25 protein-coding genes and 1 tRNA gene are annotated in these 24,626 nt (G+C 68.3%); 17 read left to right on the top strand and 9 right to left on the bottom strand.

Annotated features, from left to right (window positions below):
* The first annotated feature begins 177 nt into the window (after positions 1-177).
* The 8 genes from birA (at position 178) to FHW78_RS07300 (ending at position 4,879) form a co-directional block, all read left to right on the top strand.
* The gene (gene birA / locus FHW78_RS07335) at positions 178-1,146 is read left to right on the top strand and encodes a bifunctional biotin--[acetyl-CoA-carboxylase] ligase/biotin operon repressor BirA (protein WP_183639245.1); all 969 of its coding nucleotides are present in this window, start codon (positions 178-180) and stop codon (positions 1,144-1,146) included.
* The gene (locus tag FHW78_RS07330) at positions 1,143-1,895 is read left to right on the top strand and encodes a type III pantothenate kinase (RefSeq protein ID WP_183639243.1); all 753 of its coding nucleotides are present in this window, start codon (positions 1,143-1,145) and stop codon (positions 1,893-1,895) included. Before birA ends, FHW78_RS07330 begins: the two co-directional genes overlap by 4 nt.
* A 22-nt stretch (positions 1,896-1,917) precedes the next feature.
* Entirely contained in the window at positions 1,918-2,625 is a 708-nt protein-coding gene (locus tag FHW78_RS07325; RefSeq protein WP_183639241.1) for an SPOR domain-containing protein, read from the top strand.
* Positions 2,626-2,658: 33 nt separating this feature from the next.
* A tRNA-Thr gene (locus FHW78_RS07320) sits at positions 2,659-2,734 on the top strand.
* A gap of 122 nt (positions 2,735-2,856) precedes the next feature.
* A complete protein-coding gene (gene rocF, locus FHW78_RS07315; RefSeq protein ID WP_183639239.1) occupies positions 2,857-3,780 on the top strand; it encodes an arginase in 924 nt (307 codons plus the stop codon).
* 156 nt (positions 3,781-3,936) lie between these two features.
* The gene (locus tag FHW78_RS07310; RefSeq protein WP_141455525.1) at positions 3,937-4,089 is read left to right on the top strand and encodes an entericidin A/B family lipoprotein; all 153 of its coding nucleotides are present in this window, start codon (positions 3,937-3,939) and stop codon (positions 4,087-4,089) included.
* A 193-nt stretch (positions 4,090-4,282) separates the two neighbouring features.
* Positions 4,283-4,417: an entericidin A/B family lipoprotein gene (locus tag FHW78_RS07305; protein WP_141455526.1), complete on the top strand. Its 135-nt coding sequence runs from the start codon at positions 4,283-4,285 to the stop codon at positions 4,415-4,417.
* Positions 4,418-4,663: 246 nt separating this feature from the next.
* Entirely contained in the window at positions 4,664-4,879 is a 216-nt protein-coding gene (locus FHW78_RS07300; RefSeq protein WP_183639237.1) for a CsbD family protein, read from the top strand.
* Between the two features lie 75 nt (positions 4,880-4,954).
* Here FHW78_RS07300 and FHW78_RS07295 read toward each other — a convergent pair whose 3' ends face one another.
* Positions 4,955-5,776, bottom strand: coding sequence for a hypothetical protein (locus FHW78_RS07295; protein WP_183639234.1), 822 nt, complete (start codon positions 5,774-5,776; stop codon positions 4,955-4,957).
* 104 nt (positions 5,777-5,880) lie between these two features.
* Between FHW78_RS07295 and FHW78_RS07290 the strand changes: the two genes are divergently transcribed.
* The 3 genes from FHW78_RS07290 to FHW78_RS07280 all read left to right on the top strand — a co-directional run bounded on the left by FHW78_RS07290 (position 5,881) and on the right by FHW78_RS07280 (position 8,599).
* On the top strand, positions 5,881-7,176 hold the full coding sequence (locus FHW78_RS07290) for a tryptophan--tRNA ligase (RefSeq protein ID WP_183639232.1): 1,296 nt from the start codon (positions 5,881-5,883) through the stop codon (positions 7,174-7,176).
* Position 7,177: 1 nt separating this feature from the next.
* A complete protein-coding gene (locus FHW78_RS07285) occupies positions 7,178-7,477 on the top strand; it encodes a hypothetical protein (RefSeq protein WP_183639230.1) in 300 nt (99 codons plus the stop codon).
* Between the two features lie 192 nt (positions 7,478-7,669).
* Positions 7,670-8,599: an MBL fold metallo-hydrolase gene (locus tag FHW78_RS07280; RefSeq protein WP_183639229.1), complete on the top strand. Its 930-nt coding sequence runs from the start codon at positions 7,670-7,672 to the stop codon at positions 8,597-8,599.
* Here the strand turns inward: FHW78_RS07280 and FHW78_RS07275 are convergent, their stop codons facing one another.
* The 7 genes from FHW78_RS07275 to FHW78_RS07245 all read right to left on the bottom strand — a co-directional run bounded on the left by FHW78_RS07275 (position 8,600) and on the right by FHW78_RS07245 (position 16,863).
* Positions 8,600-8,983 carry a VOC family protein gene (locus tag FHW78_RS07275; protein WP_183639227.1) on the bottom strand — a complete coding sequence of 128 codons (384 nt, stop codon included), beginning with the start codon at positions 8,981-8,983 and terminating at the stop codon, positions 8,600-8,602.
* Between the two features lie 47 nt (positions 8,984-9,030).
* Complete coding sequence (locus FHW78_RS07270; RefSeq protein ID WP_183639225.1) at positions 9,031-9,414, bottom strand: VOC family protein; 384 nt, start codon at positions 9,412-9,414, stop codon at positions 9,031-9,033.
* A gap of 68 nt (positions 9,415-9,482) precedes the next feature.
* Positions 9,483-10,847, bottom strand: a complete 1,365-nt coding sequence (locus FHW78_RS07265) for a dihydrolipoamide acetyltransferase family protein (RefSeq protein WP_183639224.1) — start codon at positions 10,845-10,847, stop codon at positions 9,483-9,485.
* Positions 10,844-11,212, bottom strand: a complete 369-nt coding sequence (locus FHW78_RS07260) for an SH3 domain-containing protein (RefSeq protein WP_183639222.1) — start codon at positions 11,210-11,212, stop codon at positions 10,844-10,846. Before FHW78_RS07260 ends, FHW78_RS07265 begins: the two co-directional genes overlap by 4 nt.
* Positions 11,212-12,243, bottom strand: a complete 1,032-nt coding sequence (locus tag FHW78_RS07255; protein ID WP_183641215.1) for an alpha-ketoacid dehydrogenase subunit beta — start codon at positions 12,241-12,243, stop codon at positions 11,212-11,214. The genes FHW78_RS07260 and FHW78_RS07255 overlap by 1 nt, the downstream gene beginning before the upstream one ends.
* An 8-nt stretch (positions 12,244-12,251) precedes the next feature.
* The gene (pdhA, locus tag FHW78_RS07250) at positions 12,252-13,328 is read right to left on the bottom strand and encodes a pyruvate dehydrogenase (acetyl-transferring) E1 component subunit alpha (protein ID WP_141455536.1); all 1,077 of its coding nucleotides are present in this window, start codon (positions 13,326-13,328) and stop codon (positions 12,252-12,254) included.
* A gap of 334 nt (positions 13,329-13,662) precedes the next feature.
* Positions 13,663-16,863, bottom strand: coding sequence for a lamin tail domain-containing protein (locus tag FHW78_RS07245; protein WP_183639220.1), 3,201 nt, complete (start codon positions 16,861-16,863; stop codon positions 13,663-13,665).
* A 247-nt stretch (positions 16,864-17,110) separates the two neighbouring features.
* On the opposite strand from FHW78_RS07245, the gene FHW78_RS07240 reads away from it, so the two are divergent.
* Both FHW78_RS07240 and FHW78_RS07235 read left to right on the top strand, forming a co-directional pair.
* The gene (locus tag FHW78_RS07240; protein WP_183639218.1) at positions 17,111-17,983 is read left to right on the top strand and encodes a tryptophan 2,3-dioxygenase family protein; all 873 of its coding nucleotides are present in this window, start codon (positions 17,111-17,113) and stop codon (positions 17,981-17,983) included.
* Between the two features lie 179 nt (positions 17,984-18,162).
* A complete protein-coding gene (locus tag FHW78_RS07235; RefSeq protein WP_183639216.1) occupies positions 18,163-19,668 on the top strand; it encodes an oligopeptide:H+ symporter in 1,506 nt (501 codons plus the stop codon).
* Between the two features lie 81 nt (positions 19,669-19,749).
* Here FHW78_RS07235 and FHW78_RS07230 read toward each other — a convergent pair whose 3' ends face one another.
* Complete coding sequence (locus tag FHW78_RS07230; protein ID WP_183639214.1) at positions 19,750-20,280, bottom strand: MarR family winged helix-turn-helix transcriptional regulator; 531 nt, start codon at positions 20,278-20,280, stop codon at positions 19,750-19,752.
* Between the two features lie 99 nt (positions 20,281-20,379).
* Here FHW78_RS07230 and hppD point away from each other — a divergent pair, with 99 nt between their 5' ends.
* From hppD to FHW78_RS07210, 4 genes are all read left to right on the top strand, one after another.
* Positions 20,380-21,474, top strand: a complete 1,095-nt coding sequence (gene hppD, locus FHW78_RS07225) for a 4-hydroxyphenylpyruvate dioxygenase (protein WP_183639212.1) — start codon at positions 20,380-20,382, stop codon at positions 21,472-21,474.
* 91 nt (positions 21,475-21,565) lie between these two features.
* Positions 21,566-22,867: a homogentisate 1,2-dioxygenase gene (gene hmgA / locus FHW78_RS07220; RefSeq protein ID WP_183639210.1), complete on the top strand. Its 1,302-nt coding sequence runs from the start codon at positions 21,566-21,568 to the stop codon at positions 22,865-22,867.
* Between the two features lie 61 nt (positions 22,868-22,928).
* Complete coding sequence (locus FHW78_RS07215; RefSeq protein ID WP_183639209.1) at positions 22,929-23,579, top strand: lectin; 651 nt, start codon at positions 22,929-22,931, stop codon at positions 23,577-23,579.
* 83 nt (positions 23,580-23,662) lie between these two features.
* Positions 23,663-24,610: a calcium/sodium antiporter gene (locus FHW78_RS07210; RefSeq protein ID WP_183639207.1), complete on the top strand. Its 948-nt coding sequence runs from the start codon at positions 23,663-23,665 to the stop codon at positions 24,608-24,610.
* The last annotated feature ends 16 nt before the right edge of the window (positions 24,611-24,626 follow it).

Below are 24,626 nucleotides of genomic sequence, written 5' to 3'. Positions count from 1 at the left end.
CTGAATATAGCCGGAAACCGGGATGATGGTCTGAATAGGCCGGGGCGCGGCGAAGTCGCCCGGGAGCGGCCGGAGCGGGCCCGGCCCGCGCCGGCATAATGACGCCATGTCATGCCCGCCCACCGCCGCCCCTGAAGCCTCCCTTCCGCCCGCCGACAACGGCCGGGAGCCGGGGCGGTGAGTGCCGAACGCGAGCTGCTGAGACGGCTGCAGGCCGGTCCCGTGTCCGGTGACGCGCTGGCCCGGGACGCCGGTCTGACCCGTGCCGCCATGTGGAAACGCATCGAGGCGCTGCGGGAGGCGGGGGTGCGCATCGACGCCAGGGCCGGCCGGGGCTATGCCCTGGCCGGGCCGCTGGACCTGCTGGATGCCGGAACAATCGGCCAGGCGCTGGACCCCGGCTGCCGGGATGGCCTGGCGGCGCTGGAAGTCGCCTGGTCGCTGGATTCGACCAACAGCGAACTGCTGCGCCGGGATACCCCCTCGCAGGGCGTGAGCGCATTGCTGGCCGAACAGCAGACCGGCGGGCGCGGACGGCGCGGGCGCCGATGGGCGTCGCCGGTCGCGGCCAACCTGTACCTGTCACTGGCACGCCATTTCTCCGGCGGACTGGCGCGGCTGGGCGGACTCAGCCTGGTCACCGGCGTCGCGGTGGCGGAGGCGCTGCGCGCGCTGGGCTTCGCCGGCACCGGACTCAAATGGCCCAACGATCTGGTGGTGGACGGCCGCAAGCTGGGCGGCGTGCTGGTCGAAGGCGGCGGCGAACATGGCGGCCCGGTCCGGGCAATCATCGGCATCGGCATCAACGTGCGCATGCCGGCGACGTTCGCGGCCGGCATCGACCAGCCCTGGATCGATCTGGCCGCGCTGGGCGGCACCGCGCCGGATCGCAACGCGCTGGCGGCGGCGCTGCTGTCGCATCTGCTGCCCGCGCTGGACCGGTTCGATCGCGATGGCCTGGCCCCGTTCCTGCCGCGCTTCGCGTCGCTGGACGTGCTGGCCGGGCGGGAAGTGGCGATACATGGAGCGCGGCAGACACGCCACGGTGTCGCCGGCGGGCTGGCCGAGGACGGCGCATTGCGCGTCCTGATCGATGGTGCCTGGGAGAACGTGCATGCCGGGGAAATCAGTGTGAGGGCGCAATGACGCAATGGTTGTTCGATCTGGGGAACTCGCGGCTCAAGTGCACGCAACTGGATGGCGAGGGACGTCCCGGCGAGGTGATCGCGTTCGGCCATGACGAGCGTGGGTTCGCCGAAGCGCTGCGGCGGCACTTGCCGGCCGCGGCGGATTCGGCCTGCCTGGCGAGCGTGGCGTCGCCCGTGCTGACCCTGGCCGTCATCGATGTACTGACCGAAAGATTCCAGCGCATTTCACTTGCCCGCACGCAGGCCGCGTTCGCGGGCGTGCGCGTCGCCTATGCACGGCCGGAAAAGCTGGGCGTGGATCGGTTCCTGGCGATGGTCGCGGCGCATGCCCGCGGCGCGCGCGCGTGGATGATCGCCGGCATCGGCACCGCCATCACCATCGATCTCCTGGACGCACGCGGCCTGCACCGGGGCGGGCGCATCGCACCTTCGCCCGCGCTGATGCGCGCCGCGCTGCACCAGGCCGCCGCGCAGTTGCCGGCGCAGGGTGGCATCTATCGCGAGTTCGCCGACGATACCGAGGACGCGCTGGCGTCCGGTTGCGACGGCGCCGCGTTGGGCCTGATCGAACGCAGCCTGCGGCTGGCCGCCCGCGAACTCGGCGAGACGCCGGCGCTGCTGCTGCACGGTGGTGGCGCCGAGGCATTGCGCGCCTGCCTGCCTGAAGCGGAGTTCGCCCCGTCGCTGGTACTGGAGGGCCTGGCGCAATGGGCGAAGGCCGGCCGCCCCGCCGATGCGGCGGCGTGACCGTCATGGATAGAATCCCCGCATGCTGATTCGCGCCCTGATCGTCCTGCTGGCCGTCCTCAACCTGGGCGTGGCCGCCTGGTGGCTCACCCGCTCCGAACCCGCCGCGTCGCCATTGCCGGAAGTGCCGGCGGGAGTGACCAGGCTGGAACTGGTGGAATCCGCGGTGCTGCCATCGGCTGCGCCGCAGGCGGCCGTCACCGCCGCCACGCCGCCGTCTTCGCCCGCAGCGCCGGCCAGCGTGCCGGCCGCGCCGCCAACCGCCGCGCGGGCCTGTTTCCGCGCCGGTCCGTTCGCCGAGCGGGCCGCCGCCGATCTCGCGCGTGGCCGGATTGACCCGACGGTCGGCCGCGCGATTCCACGGGAAACGCCGGGGAAGGGCGCCAGCGGCTACCGGGTCTCGCTGCCGCCAATGGCCAGCCGCGAGGAAGCGGTGGCGATGGCGCAGCGCATCGGGGCGGCGGGCTTCGACGATTTCCTGGTCATCAACCAGGGAGAGGAAACCAACGGAATCGCATTGGGTCGCTACCGCAGCCGGGAAGGCGCCGAGCGGCGCCAGGCACAACTCGCAGCGGCTGGTTTTCCCGCACGCGTCCATGCGATAGGCGAGGAGGGCCCGTCGCGCTGGTGGCTGGACGTCGCCGCCCCGGCCGGAACCACCGCTATGGTGCTGCGCCCGTTGGCCGGCGTTCCGGTGCAGCCGCAGGACTGCCCTGCCGCACTGCGGTAGAATCCCGGGACCGGCGCAACGCCGGCCCTCCGTGCCGCTTTAGCTCAGCTGGTAGAGCAACCGCCTTGTAAGCGGTAGGTCATCCGTTCGATTCGGATAAGCGGCACCATCTCGCTCTTGCGAGCGTCGATCATCAAGCGGTCCATCGCCGCCGCGCTGCTGCAGCGCCACAGCCCGGTCATGCAAATCGGACTAGACTTCCGGATCTTTCCAGAACACCGAGTGTTGCCGATGGCCCGTACGTTTCCCCCCGTTTCCCTGATAGGCGTGCCCACCGACATTGGCGCGGGGCACCGCGGCGCGCGGATGGGACCGGATGCCCTGCGCATCGCCGGTCTCGGCGAGGCGCTGGCCGGGCGCGGGGTGGACGTGATCGACACCGGCAACGTGCAGGGACCGGCGAATCCCTGGATCGATCCGGTGCGCGGCTATCGCCACCTGGACGAAGTGGTGGCCTGGAACCATGCGCTGATGGAAGCGACCGCCGCCGAGTTGGGCAAGGGACGCCTGCCCATCATGATGGGCGGTGATCATTGCCTGGCAATCGGATCGATCACCGCCATCGCCCGCCATTGCCGCCAGCAGGGCAAGCGCCTGCGCGTGCTCTGGCTCGATGCGCATTCGGATTTCAACACCAGCGAAGTCACGCCTTCCGGCAACATCCACGGCATGCCGGTCGCGTGCCTGTGCGGCATCGGCCCGGATGCGCTGACCCGGCTGGGCGGCGACAGCCCGGCGATCACGCCGGCGATGGTGCGGCAGATCGGCATCCGCTCGGTGGATCCGGAAGAAAAGAAGCTGATCAAGGACCACGCGGTCGATGTCTACGACATGCGCTACATCGACGAAGTGGGCATGAAGCGGACCATGGAAGCGGCGCTGGAAGGCGTCGATGCCGATACCCACCTGCATGTCAGTTTCGACGTGGATTTCCTGGATCCCAGCATCGCGCCGGGCGTCGGCACCACCGTACCGGGGGGGCCGAACTACCGCGAGGCGCAGCTGGTGATGGAGATGATTGCCGATACCGGCCGGATGGGCTCCCTGGACATCGTCGAACTCAATCCGGTGCTGGACCGCCGCAACCGGACCGCCAAGCTGACCGTCGATCTGGTGGAAAGCCTGTTCGGGAAATCCACCTTGATGCGCGACTGAACCGGAGCCGGCCGCAGGCTTATTCATGCCTGAATGCCGCCCGCCGCTTTCACGTGCCGTGAACGGCCGGCTGTCCATGGTGGAACTACGCTGCAAGGGTCGCCTGCCGCACCGATGCAGCATCGTTCCACCAGGCATTTCACCAAGGAGGCGAGCATGAAACGTTGGATGGCTTTGCTGATGCTGGCGATGTTTTCCACCGCGGTCCTTTCCGGCTGCAACACCATGGCCGGCGCGGGCAAGGACGTGCAGAAGGTCGGCGAGAAGGTCGAAGACAAGGCGCAGGATTGCAAGGACGGCAAGTGCTGACGTCGTAACCCCCTTGGCGCAGCGACGAGGCGCGCCTTCCGGAAGGGCCGGCCATGCCGGCCCTTTCGTTTTCCGGAGCCTTGGTCAGCCCCGATGCAGCATGCTTTAATCAGACTCGCCGCCGCAGGGGAAGGCTGGCGCGGGAAGGTCGGCCGCCACTCCCCGGGAGCCAACATCAACCAGGAGCTTTCCCATGAAGCGCTACGTCGCCCTGTTGTTCATCGCCATGTTCTCGATCGCCGCGCTGTCCGGCTGCAACACCGTCAAGGGGTTCGGCAAGGACGTGCAGAAAGTGGGCGAGAAGGTCGAGGACGCCTCCGGCAAGTAAGCGCCGGTCCGCGTGCGCCGGCAGCCACTTGCTGGCGCGGGCGGGAAGGGAAGGGCCGGCATCCGCCGGCCTTTTTCCGTTGTGGGAGGGTGTCGGGAAATCGGGCCTCCGAGTTTCGCGGCGCGTTTTCCGGAGGAAATCCGGCGGAAATAATGTGGCGTTGACGCCGCCTTGATCGTGCGGGAATGGCCGGGTTGCGATGCTGGTCGCGCGGTGTTCCCCGCCGCGAGACCAAGAGGAAATCCCATGAACCAGGACATCATCGCCGGTAACTGGAAACAGCTGAAGGGCCGCATCCAGGCCAAATGGGGCGATCTGACCGACGACGACTTCCAGGTTGCCGAAGGCAATGCCGAATACCTGGAAGGACGCCTGCAGGAACGCTACGGCTGGGGCCGCGAGCGGGCCCACGATGAAGTGAAGGCATTCGAGCGCAGCCTGCGCTCGGACATGAAGCACTGATTCGGCCGGACAACCGGTACGACGACGGGCCGCGCGAGCGGCCCGTTTCTTAGTGGCGTCCGATGGTTCCGGCGTTCAGCGCCAGCGCGGCGGGTCGGCGACGAAACCATTGGGGAACGCCTGCGGCGCGCGTTCGCGATAGGACGGACGGTAGGGCGGCGGCAGGATGCCCAGGGCCACCAGCCGGCGCGGTTCGTCGTATCGGATCTGGCTGACCTGGTCGGGCGTGCGCCGGGCGCGCACGAAGTCGGTGGAACCCACCGGCGCCCATTCGCGTTCGCCGTGCCCCGTGCCGATGCGCTGGCGGCTGGCCATCGCGTCGCCGGCGGACTCGGCCGCGGTCGGTGCGGCGGCCTTCGCGTCGGCGCTTTCCGATTGCGCGCGGGAACCGGCATAAGGCGGGTAGGGCGCCGGCGTCGGGTGGACCGGATAGCGCGGCGAGTAGTAGGGCCGTGCTTCGCGGAACGCCGCGACACCGATCACCCCGACATTGCGCGGACGTCCGGTCCGCGTGGCATAGCTGTCGCCATGATCGGTGAACACGAACTGGGCGACATCCTCCAGCGACTTCCGCCAGCCGGCAATCTCGGCGGTCTCCCAGGGATCCAGCACGTAGCCGGCCTGCGAGGGCGCGGCGGTTTCGCCGGTGACCGCGTTGACGCCGTCCACCGACAGCACCACCAGCACGCGCTCGCCGGTGGTATTGGTCAGGCGTACGGCGTAGCGGTGGCCGGGCTGGCCGGCCACCCAACTATCGCCGCGATGCGGATAGCTGGGCAGCCATTGGCCGGTGTCGCGGTCGATGACCGCCACCTCCACCAGCGGCCCGGCCTCGGCGCGGGAGCAGGCGGCCAGCGGGAACAGCGAGGCAAGCAGGAGCAGGCAGGCGCGGAACATGGCGGTTCTCCGGAAGGGACGTGCGTGTCAACGCGTCGCCGTCGCGGATGGGGTTTGCGCCAGCAGCGGTTAAACTGGCCGTGTTCAGACTTCAGAAAGACGCAATGACCACCCGAGTCCTGACCGGCATCACCACCTCCGGCACCCCCCACCTGGGCAACTACGTCGGCGCGGTCCGCCCCGCCGTGGCGGCCAGCCGCAACCCGGGCGTGGAGAGCTTTTATTTCCTCGCCGACCTGCACAGCCTGATCAAGGCGCAGGATCCGGCGCGCACCCAGCGTTCGACCTTGGAAATCGCCGCCACCTGGTTGGCGGCGGGGCTGGATCCGGACAAGGTGTGGTTCTACCGGCAGAGCGACATTCCCGAGATCACCGAGCTGGCCTGGTTCCTGACCTGCGTGGCGGGCAAGGGCATCCTCAACCGCGCGCATGCCTACAAGGCGGCGGTGGACAAGAACCGCGCCGACGGCGAGGACGATGACGCAGGCGTCTCCGCCGGACTGTTCATGTACCCGGTGCTGATGGCCGCCGACATCCTGATTTTCAACGCCAACCAGGTACCGGTGGGGCGCGATCAGATCCAGCACATCGAGATGGCGCGCGATTTCGGCCAGCGTTTCAATCACGTCTACGGCAAGGAGTATTTCGCGCTGCCGGAAGTGCTCATCGACGACAACGTCGCCACGCTGCCCGGCCTGGACGGGCGCAAGATGAGCAAGAGCTACAACAACACCATTCCGCTGTTCGTGCCGCGTGAGGAGCTGAAGAAGCTGGTGTTCTCGATCCTCACAGATTCGCGTGGACCGGGCGAGGCCAAGGACACCGAGGGTTCGGCGCTGTTCCAGTTGTACCAGGCCTTCGCCGGCGCGGAGGAAACCGCCGCCTTCGCCCAGGCCTTCGCCGACGGTATCGGCTGGGGCGACGCCAAGCAGAAACTGTTCAAGCGCATCGACGCGGAAATCGGTCCGCTGCGTGACAAGTACCTGGCGCTGATGGCACGGCCCGAGGAGATCGAAGCGATCCTGCGCGACGGCGCGCAGCGCCTGCGCACGAAGTACGCCATCCCGTTGCTGGCGGAATTGCGCCACGCGGTTGGCCTGCGCAACCTGGCCGAGCAGCCGGCGGCGCCCGCGAAGGCGGCCGCGGCCAAGGCCGCATTGCCGCAGTTCAAGCAGTATCGCGACAAGGACGCGCGGTTCTATTTCAAGTTCACCGATGCCGATGGCCAGTTGCTGATCCAGAGCAATGGCTTCGACGCGCCCAAGGATGCCGGCCAGATCATCGCCGTGCTGAAGCAGGCCGAGCGCGCGGATCAACTGGAAACCACCGAGATCGTGCTGCAGGTTGCCGCCGCGGAGGTGCTGGCGGCATTGAAGCAGTTGCGCGACGCCGAGGCCTGAGATGCCGTTCCTGGCGATGGTGCTGTTCCTGCCGTGGTTCGCGCTGCTGGGCACGCTGTTCTGGCTGTTTCCCCGGCAACCGCGCAGCGGCCGGCGCAAGGCGTTCGACACGGCCAGCCTGGCGGTGGCGTTCGTGCTCAGCATGCTGGGCATGTATTGGGGCTACGCGCTGGGTCTGGCCGACATCGGCACCGGCGCGATCTGGAAACAGGTGCTGGCGACCCTGGTCGGCTACGGCGGTTTCCTGTTCGTGCTGACCGTGGCGGTACTGCTGCGGTCCTGGTGGCTGGAGCGCGGCTGAGCGCGCCGGGTGGAAACGTCCTTCCGGCTGATTGTGGGAGCGACGTGAATCGCGAAAAGAAGTGCTTCCGATTCGCGACTCACGTCGCTCCCACAGTGAGGCATGTGATGTGCTTCTGCGACCAAAGATGCATCGTGGCGGCGCCGGGACGCCGGTAGAATCGGTTCCATCCTAGCGTTACCCCACAAGCGTATGGACACCATTGGCATCCACACCATCGATACCGCGTTCCAGCGGGATCATTTCGATGCCGCCTACCTGATTGTCGAACAGGGACGTGGCGCATTCATCGATACCGGCACCAACCACGCGGTCCCGCGTTTGCTGGAGACGGCACGAAAGACGGGCCTGGCGGCGGAGGACATCGATTGGGTGCTGGTCACCCACGCGCATCTGGATCACGCCGGCGGCGCGGGCGAGTTGATGGCGCACCTGCCGCATGCGCGCCTGGTCGCGCATCCGCGAGCCGCCCCCCACCTGATCGATCCGGCCAAACTGATTGCCGGCGCCACCGCCGTCTACGGAGAAGCGGAGATGGCGCGCAGCTACGGTTCCATCCGGCCGGTGCCGGCGGAACGCGTGGTCGTCGCCGAGGACGGCCATGCGCTGGAACTGGCCGGACGCCGCCTGCAGTGCATCGACACGCCCGGGCATGCGCGCCACCACTACTGCGTGTGGGACGAACGCAGCCGCAGTTGGTTCACCGGCGACACCTTCGGTCTGTCGTATCGCGAGATGGACGGTCCGCACGGGCCGTTCATCCTGCCGACCTCCTCGCCGGTGCAATTCGAGCCCGAGGCGCTGAAGACCTCGATCGCGCGATTGCTCGCGTACCGGCCGCGGGCGATGTACCTCACCCACTATGGCCGGGTTGAGGAACCGGACCGGCTGGCGGCGGAGCTGTTCGAACAGATCGATGCGATGTGCGTGTTGGCCCGGCAATGCGACGGCAAGCCGGACAGGCACCGCGCCATGGTCGCCGGATTGACCGCGCTGTACCAGGAACGCGCCCGCGCGCTGCGGTGCCCGCTGGACGATGCCGGCGTGACGCAGGTGCTGGAGATGGATATCGAACTCAACGCGCAGGGCCTGGCCTGCTGGCTGGATCGGGATCGCCGCTGATCAATCCCAGCGGTTCACGCCCTCGCGTTCGCCTTCACCCATCGGCACGATGCAGAAGCGCTGCCCGGTCGGGGCTTCCATCACCCACCAGCGGTCGTGGACGAAGCGGATCCGGCGCGCGCCGAGTTGTTCCAGGCGCGTGGCCTCGGCTTCCAGATCGTCGGCTTCGATATCCAGATGCACGCGGGAAGGGTGATCGACCTTCTGCACCTCCACGTGCAGTCCGCCGGCGGCGTCCTTCAGCCGGTCGTACAGGCCAACGCCGCCATCATCGGCGCTGACCACCGGCAGGCCGAGGGCGCGGCTCCAGAACGAGGAGGCGGCGCCCAGGTCGTCGGTCTGGCAATCGATGATGAATCCGGTGAGGCGGCTGTGGTGGGCCATGTCGATGCTCCGGAAAGGATGGTTTGAACGTCCGCTGGCGGGAGGCGTCAATCCCAATGGTTCGGCTCGACGCCGCGCTCGGGATGGCGCATGCGCACCACGCAGAAACGTTGCCCGGTCGGCGCTTCCATCAGCCACCAGCGTTTGACGAAACCGATGCGCTTGGCGCCCAGTTTCTCCAGTCGGTCGGCTTCGGCATCCACGTCGTCGGCCTCGATGTCCAGGTGCACGCGCGAGGCGTGCGCCACCTGTTGCACTTCGACGTGCAGGCCGCCCGGCGCGCCTTCCAGCTCGGCGTAATGGGCTTCGCCATCCTGGTAGGTCTCGCCGCGCGGCAGGCCCAGCGCCTGGCTCCAGAACTGCGCGGCGGTTTCGTGATCGTGGGTCTGGCAATCGATGATGAAGCCAGCCAGCCGACTGCGATGGGCCATGTTCCGTTCTCCGCGACGTGGGAGGAAACGCGACCCGCCGCCGTGTCCGGCGGCGGGTGGGGACCGGCTTACGCCGGCAATGCCAGATCGTCGATCAGCGCCTTGAGGAAGCGCGCGGCTTCGCCGCCGGTGCAGGCGCGGTGATCGAAGGTGACCGACAGCGGGATGATCTTGTGCGACTCGAAGCCGCCCATCACCGGCCTGACCTGGTGGCGGGCGCGGCCGGCGGCGACGATCGCCACGCACGGCGGCACTACCACCGGCGTGGCGTAGCGGCCGGCGAACATGCCGAAATTGGACAGCGAGATCGTGTAGCCGCTCAGCTCGGAAGCCGGGATGCTGCGATCCTCGACCTGCGCGCGCAGGCGGTTGATGCCTTCGCGCACGCCGCGTGCATCGAGGATGTCGGCATTTCGCAGGGCCGGCACGAACAGGCCGTCGTCGGTGTCCACCGCGATGCCCACGTCCACCTGCGGATGCAGGGTGCGGGTGAGCTTGTCGCCATCGAACCAGGCGTTCATCGCCGGCACCGCCTTGCAGGCGCGGACAATGGCGCGGATCAGGCGCACGGTGACGTCGTTGCCCGGCGTCCAGGCATGCACGTCGGCGTCGTCGCTGAGCGTGGTCGGTACGACCTTGGCGTGCGCGTCGGCCATCACCCGCGCCATGTTGCGGCGCACGCCCTTGAGCTGTTCCGGCTGGCCGGTGACCGCCACGCCCGGCGGCTGGGTGCGCATCGGCTTGCCGGAGGCGGACAGCGTGGTGCGCTGCGCGACGGCGGGAGCCGGCGCCGGGGCGGCTTCGGCCACGGCGGCGCGAACCGGTGCGGCGGGCGCCGCGCCGACCCGGGCCGACCCGTCGGCGGCGGCCTGCTTGACGTCGGCCATGGTCACCGCGCCATCGGCGCCGGTCGCGCGCACGCGGGCCAGGTCGACGCCCAGCTTCTTGGCCATCGCGCGCACCGCCGGCATCGCCTTGACGCCGCCGACCGCGACCGCCTGCTCGGTGTGCACGGCGTTGGAGGTCTGCATCGCGCCGACCACGGTGCCGGCGTCGTCGCGCTCGGTTTCGGGGGCGGCGGGTGCAGGCGCAGGCACGGCCGCCGCCGGAGCGGGTTCGGGCGCATGCGCCTTCGCCGGGCCGTGGTGGTGGCCGGTGTCCTGGCCTTCCGCGCGCTGCGGCAGGTTGGGATCGGGCTGGAACACCGCCAGCATGCTGCCGGTGACCACCACGTCGCCCGCGCCGCCGGCCAGCTTCAGCACCTTGCCGGAGACCGGCGACGGCACTTCCACGACCGCCTTGGCGGTTTCCATCGAGACCAGCGGCTCGTCGAGCCGGATCACGTCGCCTTCCTTGACGAACCACTCGACGATGGTGGCGTCGGGCAGGCCTTCGCCCAGATCGGGAAGATTGAAGGTCTTGCTGTCGCTCATTCGGATTTCTCTTGTGCAGGTGTTGCTTGGAAAGGTTCCAGGTTGCGCGCCGGAATCCAGCCGGTACGGCCGAGTGCGTTCTCGGCCCACCACCAGTCCGCCATCTCGTGGTGCAGGGTCAGGATCTCGCCCTTCTCCGCATCCAGTTCGCGCGTGTCGTATTCGTCCGTCGCGGTGGCCGCGCCATGTTCGGCGTCGAACAGCGCGACCGGAATCCAGCCGCCCAGTCCGCTGGCCAGGCTGGTCCAGACGAACTGCGGCCAGTCGGTGTCGCGTTCGCCCAGCGTCACCGGATCGCCGGCGGCGATCCGGATGGCCGGGCGATCCGGCGCGCGGTGCGTCGCGATGACGCGCGCGCGCTTCATCAGCCGTTGGCCAGGGTGCGCTTGGCCGCGGCGACGATCTTGTCGACGCTGGGCAGGTACTTCATCTCCAGGCGGAACAGCGGAATGTGGGTGTCGTAGCCGGTGACGCGCTCGACCGGCGAGAGCAGGTCGTACATCGAATGCTCGGCCAGGCGCGCGGCGATCTCGGCGCCGAAGCCGGCAGTGCGCGGGGCTTCGTGCACGATCACGCAGCGGCCGGTCTTGGACACCGACTCGGCGATGGTGTCGAAGTCCAGCGGACGCAGCGTGGCCACGTCGATGACCTCGGCGCTGATGCCCTCGGCGGCCAGCTTGTCGGCGGCTTCCAGCGCTTCCTTCACCTGCGCGCCCCAGGTCACCAGGGTGACGTCGGTACCGTCGCGCAGCACGAAGCACACGTCCAGCGGCAGCGCCTCGCCGTCGTCGGCGACCACTTCCTTGTACTGGCGATAGATGCGCTTGGGCTCCATGTAGATGACCGGATCCGGATCCCGGATCGCCGCCAGCAGCAGGCCGTAGGCGCGCTGCGGCGAGGAGGGAAGGACCACGCGCAGGCCGGGCACGTTGGTGAAGATGGCCTCGTTGGCCTCGCTGTGGTGTTCCGGCGCGCGGATGCCGCCGCCCCACGGCACGCGCAGCACCATCGGGCAGTGCAGGCGGCCACGGGTGCGGTAACGCATGCGCGCGGCGTGGCAGATGATGTGATCGACCATCGGGTAGACGAAGCCATCGAACTGCGCTTCGGCGACCGGCTTCATGCCCTGCACGGCCAAGCCCACGGTGAGGCCGGCGATGGTGGTTTCGTCCAGCGGGGTGTCGAGGATGCGATCGGCGCCGAAGCGCTGCTGCAGGCCGGCGGTGGCGCGGAACACGCCGCCGTTCACGCCCACGTCCTCGCCCAGCACGATGACCGAGTCGTCATGCGCGATTTCCCAGGCCAGCGCCTGGGTGATGGCTTCGATCAGGGTGATCGCGGTCGGCGCCGCCACGGTGTCGGCCGCCTTGTGCTTGGCGGTGGTGTTGTTTTCCATCACGGTGCTCATGAGCGGCCCTCCGCGGCGAGCGCGGCGGCCCGTTGCGCCAGCAGTTCCGGCGGCGGATCCGCGTACAGGTAGTCGAACATCGCTTCGACCGGCTGCACCGGGGTGTTGAGATAGGCGTTCACTTCCTCGTCCACGCGCGCGCCGCATTCCTCCTTCCACTTGGCCTCTTCGGCCTCGTTCCAGGCACCCTGCGCGACCAGCCAGGTACGCAGGCGGGTCATCGGCTCGCGTTCCCAGGCCGCCTTCACTTCGGCGTCGTCGCGGTAGCGGCGGGCGTCGTCGGCGGTGGTGTGATCGGACAGGCGATAGGTGACGAATTCCAGCACGGTGCCGCCCTGGCCCTTGCGGGCGCGTTCACCGGCACGGCGCATCGCTTCCAGCACGGCGATCAGATCGTTGCCGTCCACCTGCAGGCAGTGCAGGCCGCCGGCCAGGCCTTTCTGCGCCAGCGTCTGCGCACCGGTCTGGGCCTTGCGCGGCACCGAGATCGCCCAGCCGTTGTTGACCACGCACAGGATCAGCGGCAGCTCGTAGGCGCCGGCCGAATTCAGCGCGGCGTAGAAGTCGGTCTTGGACGAACCGCCGTCGCCACAGGTGGCGACCGCCAGATGTGGCTGGCCACGCAGCTTGAACGCCAGCGCGGCGCCGGCGGCGTGCAGGCACTGGGTGGAAATCGGCACGCTCCAGGCGAAGTCGTGGCGGGCGATCTTGAAATCGTTGCCACGTTCGTCGCCGCCCCAGTACATCAGCACGTCGCGCGGCTGCACGCCACGCATGAACTGCGCGCCGTACTCGCGATAGCTGGGGGCGAACACGTCCTCGGGCTTCATCGAGGCGCCGATGCCGACGTGGGTGGCTTCATGGCCCAGGCAGGAGGCGTAGGTGCCCAGCTTGCCGGTACGTTGCAGCGCGATGGCCTTGGTGTCGAAGGTGCGCACGAACAGCATCTGCTTGAACAGCTCGCGCAGGCGCTGGGTGTCGCGCCCGGCTTCGGGCAGGTCGTCGCGGACGAGCTTGCCGTCCGGGCCGAGGTATTGGAGGAACTCGATTTCGAACTTTGCGGCGATGGTCATGCCGGGTGTCACTCTGCGGATGTTGCGGCGAATGTTGAAGGATCCAATGTTAAGGAACCGGAGCCGACCGGCCTTCCTGCGCTGCAACAACACAGATCCGCACGGTGCGCGGAAATACCGGGAAACGCTGGCGCGTCAGGTGCTTGGCGCCGGCCGCGCGGCGCCCGCGCGGGAATTGTCCGGAGGTTGGACCAGCGCGATTCTGCGCGGAAAAACCCCGGCTTGACGCGCACGCGGGGAAGGTGCACAGGGCGGGCGCACGCGGAAAACCAAGCGCGGAAACGACAAGGGCGCGGCCAGGCCGCGCCCTTGTTCATCCATCGCCGGTGCCGCGTCAGCGGATCAGCTGCGCGCGGTTGTTGCCGGTGTCCGGGTCCGGGGTGGCACTCTCCACCTGGGCGGTGAAGGCGAACACCGTGCCGCGCTTGGGCCGGTTCGGCACCACCAGCGCGAACGCCAGCACCTGCGTCGAACCGGAGGCCATCGGCGTGCTGCGCGTGCATTGCGCGGCCGAGCCGGTGGCGGTGTCGGCGGCGCGGCCACACGACCAGCCGCGCGGCGCTGCCACCGCCATGTGGCGTGCCTCGACATTGCTGGCCAGCACCACCTTCACCTGTTCGGCGGAATCCGGGCCGGCGTTGCGCACCGGCACCAGCAAGGTGGCGACGGCGCCGCGGCGGAACGTCGCCGCCCCGCCGAGCAGGCGTACCGACAGGTCGGCCTGCGGCAGCGCGGCCACCGTGACCGCCACGGCCGCGGTGTTGTCGGCATTGGCCGGATCCGGCACCGGCGAGCTGGCCGACACGCCCAGGCCGAGCGCGCCGCCGGCGACGCTGGCCGGCACCGTGACCTGCAGGCTGAAGCCGGCTTCGACACCGCTGGCCAGCGACGGCGTGGTGCAGGCCAGGCGGGTGCTGCCGCCGGATTGCACCGGCGCTTCGCAGGTCCAGCCCGGGGCGACGGCGCCCAGCACCGGTGCCACGTCCGCGGCGAACACGAACGCGACCGCGGCCGGCGCCGCCACGCCTGGACCGGCGTTGCGGACGGTGGCGGTGTAGGACACGGTATCACCGACCGCCGCGCTGGCGCGATCCGCGCTCACCGTCGCCGACAGATCAGCGCGGGCGAAGCCCGGCACGCGGATGGCCAGGCGCACCGGATCATGATCCGAGGAGCGCAGCGCCACGCTGGCGTCGCCGAAGTTGTCCACGCCGAAATCGGCGTTGATGCGCGCGTGATCCACCTGCACGTCCGCACCCATTACCAGCGCCTCGTTGACCAGCACGTGATCCAGGGTCTGCGCGTTGCCGCCGAAGACATAGGAGTAGCGCTGCGCGGGATCGGCGATCAGCTGCGAACCATCGATCAGCGGCGTGGTCACCGGGCTGGCGGCCCAGGTCAGTACCTGATCGGCCGGCGCCGCGTCGCCACGCAGGATGCCCATCACGTCGACGTAGCCGTCGTTGAACTCGAACGCGTTGAAGTCACCGACCAGCACGATCTTCTCGTTCGGATCGGCCTGTTGCATCTGCTGCACCAGTCCGCCCAGGTAGGCAGCTTGCGCGGCGCGCTTGGCCCGCACGCGATCGCCACCGGTCGGCCAGCCGTTGCTGCCCGGCGCGGTGTCGTCCATGTCGTTGAGCGAACGCAGGTGGTTGACGATCACGGTGACCGGATAGCCGGCCGCACCGTCCTGGTGGATCCGCGCGCGCAGCCGCAGCGGCGGGCGATCGTTGAGCAGGCTGGTGCTGCCGTCGGGATTGGCCAGCGGGGTGTTCTTGCCGAACTGGGCCACTTCCAGCACTTCCACCCGCGGCGCGCCGCCGGCGGTGGCGCGGGAACTGACCAGGAAGCCGACGTTGATGCCGCCGACGTCGTTGCCCGGTTGCAGATAGGGAACATAGCCCGGGCGGCTGGCGCAGGTGGCGTCAATGCGCTCGGACAGCAACTGCAGCACGCGGGTGTTCTCCACTTCCACCACGCCGAGGATGTCCGGCGTCTTCAGGAAGTCGCAGATCGCCAGCGCCGCCTTGGCCAGGCGCTTGTCCAGCGCGGCCGGCGTCAGGGTGACCGCGCCGTTGCCGTCGGCCACCTCGTCGAACAGGCGCAGCAGGTTGAAGCTGCCGATGGTCGCCTCGTCGTAGCGCGCATCCGGAACCGCGCGCGGCGCCATGCCGGCGCCGGCCGTCGGCGGCGTGGCCGGATCCGACAGCAGCGCCCAGGTGCCGGAGAAGTAGTCGAGCACGCCGGACAGCCCGGTGACCTCTGCGCCGGTGTCGACCGACAGCGGCTGCGCGTTGACCTGCCCACGGCTGCGCACCATCAGGCGTTCCTGGTTGGTGTCGAAGCGCGGCGGATGCTTGTCGCCGGGAATCGGGATGATGTCCATGACGCCGATGCCGGGTTCGCGGAACGGACGCGCGACCTCGGGCAGGGTCACGTGGAACACGCCGTCGCTGCTGGCGGTGGCGTCGTTCTCGTCGATGCTGCCCCCCGAGGGCGCCACCACCACCGCGCGGGCCACGCTCACGCGCATGCCTTCGAGGCGTTCCAGCGTGCCGGGCAGGGCGGCGGGTGCCAGATCGGCGGCCGCCAGTTCGACCGGCGCCGGCAACGCCACGCCGGCTTCCAGCATCTCCACGGTCGGGCCGGTGATCTGGGTGATGGTCAGCTGGTGTGGATTGGAGGGAGGCACGAATTCGGCCACGGTGCCGGTCACGCGCACGCGGTTGCCGACCGCGACGCTCGCCGGCGGCGCGCTGCCGGTGAACACGAACAGCCCTTCGGACGTGGCCGGATCGCCATCGTCGTTGGCGGCCTGCAGGAAGAAGCCGTTGTTGAACTTGAGTGCGGTGACCACGCCTTCGGTGATGACCCGCTTCTCCACATACGGCGAAATCAGTCCGTTGCCCTGGATCTGCGGAATGGTACGGGCCACCGGCGGATCCGGCGGGGCCGCGCCGCTGTTGCGCGGATTGGGCGTGCCGACGCTGAAGTCGGCGCCGTTGTTCTGGGTGTCGATGCTGCCTTCGCCATTGCGCAGCGCCGCGCTGGTGTTGCTCAACGTGCCGGTCGGGGCGGCGCCCTCGAAGCAGTTGGCCGCACTGCCGAAACCGACGAAGTCGACCAGGTTGGCGTCGGTGAGCGGACATCCGCCGGACAGCGTGGCGGTACTGCGGCTCAGCGCGATCTTGCCGGCGGTGCCGGACAGGGTGAGCGTGCCGGTCGCGTCAGGCGTCGGCAGATCGACGGTGCCGCCGTTGCCCTGCGCCTGCTGGATCAGGTAGTAGCCGCCCGGGGCGATGCTGCCGGCGAGGTTGGTGCGGCTCCAGGTGGTACCGGTGGAGGAGGCGTACTGCACGCTCCATCCGTCCAGGCTGACCGCGCTGGCGCCGTTGTTGCGCAGTTCGATGAAATCGTTCTTCAGCGTGGCGCCGCTGTTGCCGCCACCACCGTAGACCTGGCTGACCACCACCTGCGCCTGCGCCGTGGCGGCAAGCAGCAGGGTGGCGACCGAAAACAGCAAGACCGCCATGCGGCGGTTTCGAGGCATGCCCATCAACAGACTCTCCCTGACCGTGAATGCGTGCGCCGCTGCCCGATGCTGCCGTGGCCGGCTCCGGTTGGCGCAATGTAGCGGAAGCCTCCGGCCCGTGCATTGCATGGCGATGACATAAGTCCCGGTTTTTGCAGGCGACCGCCGGCCGGGGAGGGCGCGGTCGGCGGTATCGGTTACGCTGGCGACCCCGCTGCACCCGCAGCCTTGCCCCGCCTGTCGACGGATGTCCGTAGAAAAGAACGAACGCGCCCTGGAAGCCGGCATCCACACCGACCTGGAAGGCCGGCTGACCTACGGCGGCTACCTGCGCCTGGATCGTTTGCTGGCGGCACAGCAGCCGGTCTCGGATCCGGCCCATCACGACGAGCTGCTGTTCATCATCCAGCACCAGGTCTCCGAGCTGTGGATGAAGCTGATGATCCACGAGCTGCGCGCGGCCACCGTGCACCTGCAGCGCGACGAGGTGTGGCAGACCCGCAAGGTGCTCGCGCGCGCCAAGCAGGTGCTGCGCCAGTTGACCGAGCAATGGTCGGTGCTGGAAACGCTGACGCCTTCCGAGTACATGGGATTCCGCGATCTGCTGGGGCCGTCGTCCGGCTTCCAGTCGCTGCAGTACCGCACCATCGAGTTCCTGCTGGGCAACAAGAACGCCGCGATGCTCAAGGTGTTCGCCCATGATCCCGAAGGACAGGCGCAGCTCCAGCGGATGCTGGAGGCGCCCAGCCTGTACGACGAGTTCCTGCGCTACCTGGCGCGTTTCGGCCACGCGGTGCCGCAGGAGCATCGCGAACGCGACTGGCGCCAGCCGCACGTGTCGGATTCGGCGCTGCTGCCGGTGTTCGAGCGCATCTACGAGGACACCGACCGCTACTGGCGCGAGTACTCGCTGTGCGAGGACCTGGTGGATCTGGAATCGCAGTTCCAGCTCTGGCGCTTCCGCCACATGCGCACGGTGATGCGCATCATCGGCTTCAAGCGCGGCACCGGCGGTTCCAGCGGCGTGGGCTTCCTCAAGCAGGCGCTGGAACTGTCGTTCTTCCCGGAACTGTTCGAGGTCCGGACCTCCATCGACGGCGACCGACCGGCGTCGCCCTGAGCCTCCCGGGCTCGGCCCCCGCAGGAAATCCGCGGGTTTTCCGGGCTTTCCGCTAGCCCACCGGCCCCCGTATTCAGGAAAAACGGCATTGACGGAGCCGCGGGCGTCGGTAATTCTCCCCCGTCCCGCGCGGCTTTCGCGTGGATTTGTCATTCCTGAATAACGAGGGGGGAGACCGCATGAGCGGTGCCGTCGATACGCAAAACCCGGTGCAACCGATACCGGAATTCCAGCAGGCCCTGGGCCATCCGCGTCCATTGTGGATGCTGTTCATGACAGAATTCTGGGAGCGGTTCGCCTTCTACGGCATCCGCTGGGCGCTGGTGCTGTACATCGTGGCGCAGTTCTACGGCGGCAGCGGCACCGGCGAGACGCCGGCCAACCAGGTCTATGGCGCCTACCTGGCGCTGGTCTACGCGGCGGCCATCTTCGGCGGCTACGTGGCGGACCGGATCATCGGTTACCAGCGGTCGATCCTGCTGGGGGCGGCCATCATGGCGGCCGGCCTGTTCATGATCGCCGTGCCGGACCAGAACATCTTCAAGGTGGGCCTGGCCACGATCATCGCCGGCAATGGCCTGTTCAAGCCGAACATCTCGACCATGGTCGGCAAGCTCTACACGGTCGGCGACGAGCGCCGTGATTCGGGCTTCACCCTCTTCTACATGGGCATCAACCTGGGTGCGATGATCTCGCCGCTGCTGACAAGCTGGCTGGCCGAGAAGGTGTTCGGCACCGATGCGATGCCGGTGTACAAGATCGTGTTCATCACCTCCGGCATCGGCATGCTGATCAGCCTGGTGTGGTTCTGGTTCGGACGCAGCCAGCTCAAGGGCATCGGCGTGCCGCCGGTGGGCGGCGAGAGCATGGCGCGGTTGGCGGTCACGGCGATTTGCGCGATCGCGGCGATCCCGGTGTTCTACTTCCTGCTGAACCTCGGCGCGGATTCACTGCAGTGGATCCTCACCGCGATGTTCATCGGCCTGGCGATCCTGTTGCTGGTCGAAGGCATCCGCAATGGGCCCAAGCAGCGCGACATGGTGATCGCGATGTTGATCATCTTCGCCTTCAACGTGCTGTTCTGGTGCTTCTTCGAGCAGGCCGGCAGCTCCTTCAGCTTCCTCGCCGACAAGATCGTCAATCGCGACTTCGGCGGCTGGATTTTCCCGGTCGGCTGGTTCCAGTCCGTCAACTCGGTCGCCATCATCACCCTGGCCCCGATCATGGCGTGGCTGTGGGTCAAGATGGGCCGCGCCAACCCGTCGATCCCGCGCAAGTTCGGCCTGGGCCTGATCTTCAACGGCCTGGCGTTCCTGCTGCTGATGTTCGCGCTTTCCAGCCTGGTGGATCCGCAGAGCCTGAAGATTCCGTTCTGGACGCTGTTCGCGGTGTACTGGATCCAGTCCATCGGCGAGCTGTGCCTGTCGCCGATCGGCCTGTCGATGGTGACCAAGCTGGCACCGGTGCGCCTGGTCGGTTTCGGCATGGGCGGCTGGTTCCTGTCCACCGGCATCGGCAACAACCTGTCCGGCATCTTCGCCAGCCACGTCAGCGGCGAGACCGGCATGACCACGGCCTCGGCGCTGTCCGGCTACACCTTCGGGTTCTGGACCCTGCTCGGTTTCGGCGTGCTGCTGTTCCTGATCGCGCCGCTGGTGCAGAAGCTGATGCACGGCGTGAAGTAAGCCGCCGGCGTCGACTTGAAAGGAAAAAGGCGGCCGATGGCCGCCTTTTTCATGCCCGCGGGACCTCTCCCGGACACGTTGTCAGTCGGCCTGCTTCCACGGCGTGGAGCCGGTCATGTGGGCGACGCCGTCGGACAGCTTGTCGATCAGCTGGCTGAGCTGGCGGGTTTCTTCGGGGCTCAGTTCCGACAGCAGCCGGCGCTCGCACTCCAGGGTCATCGGCGCGACTTCGTCGTAGACCGAGTAGCCGACTTCCGACAGCGCCAGCACCGAGCGGCGGCGGTCGTCGCCGTGGGTATCGCGCTTGATCAGTCCGCGTTCCAGCAGCTTGGCCACGGCCCGGCTGACCGCCACCTTGTCCATCGCGGTGCGCTCGGCGACCTCGCCGGCGGACAGGTCCGAGAACCGCCCCAGCACCGCCATGATCCGCCACTCGGTGATGGCCAGGCCGAAGCGCTGGTCGTACAGGTGGGCGATGGTCTGGCTGACCCGGTTGGACAGCACGCTCAGGCGGTAGGGCAGGAATCGCTCCAGCTCCAGTACGGCATGGGGGTGCGGCTCGGCCGGGGCCGGCGCGGCTGGGGCATCAGGGGTCGGATTGGGATCGTTCATGGGGCCGGTTCGGAAAGGGATGGCGCGGCGCAGCTTGCAAGTAGTTTCAATTGAAACTATAAAGCAGGCTGTCCCACGGCAAGCCTAGCGAGGCGCTCCATGAACGCACAACCCAACCTCGGCATGCAGGTCACCACCTTCGAGAACCCGATGGGTATCGACGGCTTCGAATTCGTCGAATTCGCCGCCCCGGATGGCCAGGGCGAGGCCCTGCACGACTATTTCCGCCGGCTCGGCTTCACCGCCGTGCTGCGCCACAAGACCCGTCCGATCACCGTGTACCGCCAGGGCGGGGTGAACTTCCTGGTCAACGAGGATCCGGATTCGTTCGCCGCCGATTTCACCCGTGCGCACGGTCCCTGCGCCTGCGGCTTCGCGATCCGCTTCAGCAAGCCGGCCGAACTGGTGTACGACACCGTCCTCCACAACGGTGGCGAGGCGATCGATCACAAGCCGGAAACCCGCGCGGTTTCCGCGCCGGTGGTCAAGGGCATCGGCGACTGCATGCTGTACCTGGTGGATCGCTACGGCGGTACCGGGAGCATCTACGACGGCGACTACCTGCCGGTGCAGGGCGCGGAGCAGAACCCGAAGGGCTTCGGGCTGACCTTCATCGATCACCTGACCCACAACCTGTACTTCGGCAACATGGACAAGTGGTCGGATTATTACGAGCGCCTGTTCAACTTCCGCGAAATCCGCTACTTCGACATCAAGGGCGCCAAGACCGGCCTGCTGTCCAAGGCGATGACCGCGCCGGATGGCATCGTGCGCATCCCGCTCAACGAATCCTCGGATCCGAAGTCGCAGATCAACGAGTACCTGGACGCGTACAAGGGCGAGGGCATCCAGCACATCGCCTGCTTCACCGACGACATCTACGAGACGGTGGAAGCCATGCGCGAGGCCGGCGTCGAGTTCCTCGACACCCCGGACACCTATTTCGACGTGATCGACCAGCGCGTGCCGGATCATGGCGAGGATGTGCCGCGGCTGGCCAGGAACAAGATCCTGATCGACGCCGATCCCGAGACCCACCAGCGCAAGCTGCTGCAGATCTTCACCCAGAACGCGATCGGCCCGATCTTCTTCGAGATCATCCAGCGCAAGGGCAACGAAGGCTTCGGCGAAGGCAACTTCCAGGCGTTGTTCGAGAGCATCGAACGCGACCAGATGCGCCGCGGCGTGCTCTGAACCCGGGCGGCGCCTGGCGCCGCTCCCCAGTTCAGGCAAAATCGCGTCATCGGCATCGCCGCGACGGACGTCGCGGCCACAGGCAGGCACCATGAAAAGCAGCGGCTACCAAACCGGTTTCGGCAACCATTTCGCCAGCGAGGCCGTGGCCGGCACGCTGCCGATCGGACGCAACTCGCCGCAGCGGGTGGCCCACGGCCTGTACGCCGAGCAGCTCTCGGGCACGGCGTTCACCGCGCCGCGCAGCGAGAACCGTCGCAGTTGGCTGTACCGGATCCGCCCGGCGGCGATGCATTCGAATTTCGAGGCGTTCGAGCAGCCGCGCTTCCACAATGATTTCGGCAGTGGGCCGGTGACTCCGGATCAGCTGCGCTGGAAGCCGCTGCCGCTGCCGCTGCCGGAAGCATCCACGGATTTCGTCGAAGGCCTGTACACCATGGCCGGCAACGGCTCGGCCGCCGGCCAGCATGGCGTCGGCGTCCACCTGTACGCGGCCAACCGCTCGATGCAGGGCCGGTTCTTCTACGATGCCGATGCCGAGCTGCTGATCGTGCCGCAGCAGGGGCGGTTGCACATCGCCACCGAACTGGGCGTGGTCGAGGTGGAGCCGCAGCAGATTGCGGTGATTCCGCGCGGCGTGCGCTTCCGTGTCGAACTGCCGGATGGCCCGTCGCGCGGTTATGTGTGCGAGAACTTCGGCGCCGCGCTGCGTCTGCCCGACCTGGGGCCGATCGGCGCCAACGGCCTGGCCAATCCGCGTGATTTCGAAACGCCGCACGCGGCGTACGAAGAAGTGGAAGGCGAGTTCGAATTGATCGCCAAGTTCCAGGGCCACCTGTGGCGCGCGTCGATCGGCCATTCGCCGCTGGACGTGGTCGGCTGGCACGGCAACTACGCGCCGTACCGCTACGACCTGCGCCGCTTCAACACCATCGGGTCGATCAGCTTCGATCACCCGGATCCGTCGATCTTCACCGTGCTGACCTCGCCCAGCGACACCCACGGCACCGCCAACCTGGATTTCGTGATCTTCCCGCCGCGCTGGCTGGTGGCGCAGGACACGTTCCGTCCACCGTGGTTCCACCGCAATGTCGCCAGCGAGTTCATGGGCCTGATCACCGGCGTGTACGACGCCAAGGCCGAGGGCTTCGCGCCGGGCGGTGCGTCGCTGCACAACTGCATGACCGGACATGGCCCGGACGCGGCCACCTTCGAGAAGGCCAGCGCCGCGGACCTGGCCAAGCCGGATGTCATCCGCGACACCATGGCCTTCATGTTCGAGACCCGTGCGGTGATCCGCCCCGCCGCGCAGGCGCTGGAAGCCGGTCATCGCCAGCGCGACTACCTTGCCTGCTGGGCCGGATTGCAGAAGCACTTCCGCAAACCGGACTGATCCGTTCGCGACAGCTTCACCGCGACGCGCTAGGCTGCGGCTTTCCCACGGAGCCGCCGCCATGACGTTCGCCCCCAAGCCGGTCCTGCTGACTTTCGCCCTGACGCTGGCGCTGGCCGCCTGCAAGCCGCCGGCCGCGCAGCCACCGGCCGAGGCGGACGCACCGGCTCCCGCGCCGCCGCCGGCCGCGAGCGTTCCCGCCGAACCCACCACTCCGCCCACCACTCCGCCCGCCACCGATCCCGCCGCGCCGCCCGCATTGGCCCAGGCCGGGCTGGCCGGTTTCGGCGACATGAAGCTGGGCAGCAGCGAAGACGAGGCCAAGGCTGCCTGGGGCGGCGAGCTCAAGTCGCTGCCGGCGGGCGAGGGCAGTACCTGCCACTACCTGCTGCCGAAGTGGGCGAAGGACGGCAACGAACTGGCCTTCATGATCGAGGACGGCAAGTTCGTCCGCTACGACGTCGGCAACGACAAGGAGACCGCGCCCGGCGGCGGCAAGGTCGGCATGCAGGCCGATGCCCTGCAGAAGCTCTACAACGGTGGCCTGCAATCCACGCCGCACAAGTACGTCGAGGGCGGCCAATACCTATCGATGGCCGCCAGCGGAGTGGCGCCGAGCAAGCTGGTGTTCGAGGTCGGCGCCGACGGCAAGGTCAGCCGTTGGCGGGTCGGCCTGATCCCGCAGGCCGACTACGTGGAAGGCTGCTCCTGAGTTTCCCTCCGCCGACGGTGGCTGGCTGGTGGCCGGCCGCCGCGCGGGCATAGAATCGCCCATCGACGCGAGGAGGCGCACGGATGGAAGCATGGGGCTTTTTCCTGCTGGGCCTGGTGCTGCTGGCACTGGGTGGTGATTCCATCGTCAAGGGCGCCTCGGCGCTGGCGCAGCGCCTGGGGGCCTCGCCCTTCGTGGCCGGCCTGCTGCTGATCGCCTTCGGCACTTCGCTGCCGGAACTGGCGGTCAACGCGCGCGCGGTCTGGGTGGGCGCGCAGGACCTGGCATTGGGCAACGCGGTCGGCAGCAACATCGCCAATCTCGGCCTGACCCTGGGCCTGGCGGCGCTGAGCGCGCCTTTGCTGGTGCGCATGCGCCTGCTGTCGCCATTGCTGCTGTTGCTGGTGGCGGCGACGCTGGCGCTGATCGTGCTCGGCCTGGATAGTGTGATCGGTCGCGTCGAAGGCGGCGTGCTGCTGCTGGCCTTCGTCGCCATGCTCGCCTTCCTGCTCGCGCGCGGTGCGCGCGAGGACGAGGCGGTGCGCGCGGATGTCGCCGCCTATGCCGGTCCCGCGGTTGCCTGGTGGCAGGCATTGCTGCGCCTGGCCATCGCCATCGCGCTGCTGTACTTCGGCTCGAAATTCATCGTCCAGTCCGCGACCACGCTCGGCGCCGGACTGGGCCTGACGCCGCTGCTGTCCGGCCTGTTGCCGGTGGCGATTGGCACCGCCCTGCCGGAAGTGGCGGCCGCCATCGCGGCGGCGCGGCGCGGGCAGGGCGACATGGTGGCCGGCCACGTGATCGGTTCCAGCCTGTTCAACCTGTTGGTCGTGGTGGGCGGCATGGCGGTGTTCCGGCCGCTGCCGCTGCCGACCTCCTTCGTCCGCCTGGAGCTGCCGGCGGCGATCGCCTTCGCGGTGATCCTGTTGCCGATGTTGCGCGGGGACCTGCGCGTGAGCCGGGGCGAGGGCGCCGTGCTGGTGCTGGCGTTCGTGGCCTGGGTGGTGCTGGAAATCGCGATGCTGGCCTGATCAGGCCGGGTCGTCC

Origin of the sequence: Pseudoxanthomonas sp. OG2, assembly GCF_014192765.1 — a bacterium.
GTDB lineage: Bacteria > Pseudomonadota > Gammaproteobacteria > Xanthomonadales > Xanthomonadaceae > Pseudoxanthomonas_A > Pseudoxanthomonas_A beigongshangi.
Note: the sequence above shows the minus strand (reverse complement) of the source record. Positions and strands in the feature narration are given on the sequence as shown.

Coding starts and splice junctions, on each gene's coding strand:
- FHW78_RS07330 (WP_183639243.1), top strand. CDS start 1,143: ATGACGCAATGGTTGTTCGATCTGGGGAACTCGCGGCTCAAGTGCACG.
- FHW78_RS07260 (WP_183639222.1), bottom strand. CDS start 11,212: ATGAAGCGCGCGCGCGTCATCGCGACGCACCGCGCGCCGGATCGCCCG.
- FHW78_RS07255 (WP_183641215.1), bottom strand. CDS start 12,243: ATGGAAAACAACACCACCGCCAAGCACAAGGCGGCCGACACCGTGGCG.
- FHW78_RS07300 (WP_183639237.1), top strand. CDS start 4,664: ATGAACCAGGACATCATCGCCGGTAACTGGAAACAGCTGAAGGGCCGC.
- FHW78_RS07240 (WP_183639218.1), top strand. CDS start 17,111: ATGTCCGTAGAAAAGAACGAACGCGCCCTGGAAGCCGGCATCCACACC.
- FHW78_RS07275 (WP_183639227.1), bottom strand. CDS start 8,983: ATGGCCCACCACAGCCGCCTCACCGGATTCATCATCGATTGCCAGACC.
- FHW78_RS07235 (WP_183639216.1), top strand. CDS start 18,163: ATGAGCGGTGCCGTCGATACGCAAAACCCGGTGCAACCGATACCGGAA.
- FHW78_RS07230 (WP_183639214.1), bottom strand. CDS start 20,280: ATGAACGATCCCAATCCGACCCCTGATGCCCCAGCCGCGCCGGCCCCG.
- FHW78_RS07295 (WP_183639234.1), bottom strand. CDS start 5,776: ATGTTCCGCGCCTGCCTGCTCCTGCTTGCCTCGCTGTTCCCGCTGGCC.
- hmgA (WP_183639210.1), top strand. CDS start 21,566: ATGAAAAGCAGCGGCTACCAAACCGGTTTCGGCAACCATTTCGCCAGC.
- FHW78_RS07245 (WP_183639220.1), bottom strand. CDS start 16,863: ATGGCGGTCTTGCTGTTTTCGGTCGCCACCCTGCTGCTTGCCGCCACG.
- FHW78_RS07285 (WP_183639230.1), top strand. CDS start 7,178: ATGCCGTTCCTGGCGATGGTGCTGTTCCTGCCGTGGTTCGCGCTGCTG.
- FHW78_RS07325 (WP_183639241.1), top strand. CDS start 1,918: ATGCTGATTCGCGCCCTGATCGTCCTGCTGGCCGTCCTCAACCTGGGC.
- hppD (WP_183639212.1), top strand. CDS start 20,380: ATGAACGCACAACCCAACCTCGGCATGCAGGTCACCACCTTCGAGAAC.
- FHW78_RS07290 (WP_183639232.1), top strand. CDS start 5,881: ATGACCACCCGAGTCCTGACCGGCATCACCACCTCCGGCACCCCCCAC.
- FHW78_RS07210 (WP_183639207.1), top strand. CDS start 23,663: ATGGAAGCATGGGGCTTTTTCCTGCTGGGCCTGGTGCTGCTGGCACTG.
- FHW78_RS07310 (WP_141455525.1), top strand. CDS start 3,937: ATGAAACGTTGGATGGCTTTGCTGATGCTGGCGATGTTTTCCACCGCG.
- FHW78_RS07270 (WP_183639225.1), bottom strand. CDS start 9,414: ATGGCCCATCGCAGTCGGCTGGCTGGCTTCATCATCGATTGCCAGACC.
- FHW78_RS07305 (WP_141455526.1), top strand. CDS start 4,283: ATGAAGCGCTACGTCGCCCTGTTGTTCATCGCCATGTTCTCGATCGCC.
- FHW78_RS07280 (WP_183639229.1), top strand. CDS start 7,670: ATGGACACCATTGGCATCCACACCATCGATACCGCGTTCCAGCGGGAT.
- FHW78_RS07215 (WP_183639209.1), top strand. CDS start 22,929: ATGACGTTCGCCCCCAAGCCGGTCCTGCTGACTTTCGCCCTGACGCTG.
- FHW78_RS07265 (WP_183639224.1), bottom strand. CDS start 10,847: ATGAGCGACAGCAAGACCTTCAATCTTCCCGATCTGGGCGAAGGCCTG.
- rocF (WP_183639239.1), top strand. CDS start 2,857: ATGGCCCGTACGTTTCCCCCCGTTTCCCTGATAGGCGTGCCCACCGAC.
- pdhA (WP_141455536.1), bottom strand. CDS start 13,328: ATGACCATCGCCGCAAAGTTCGAAATCGAGTTCCTCCAATACCTCGGC.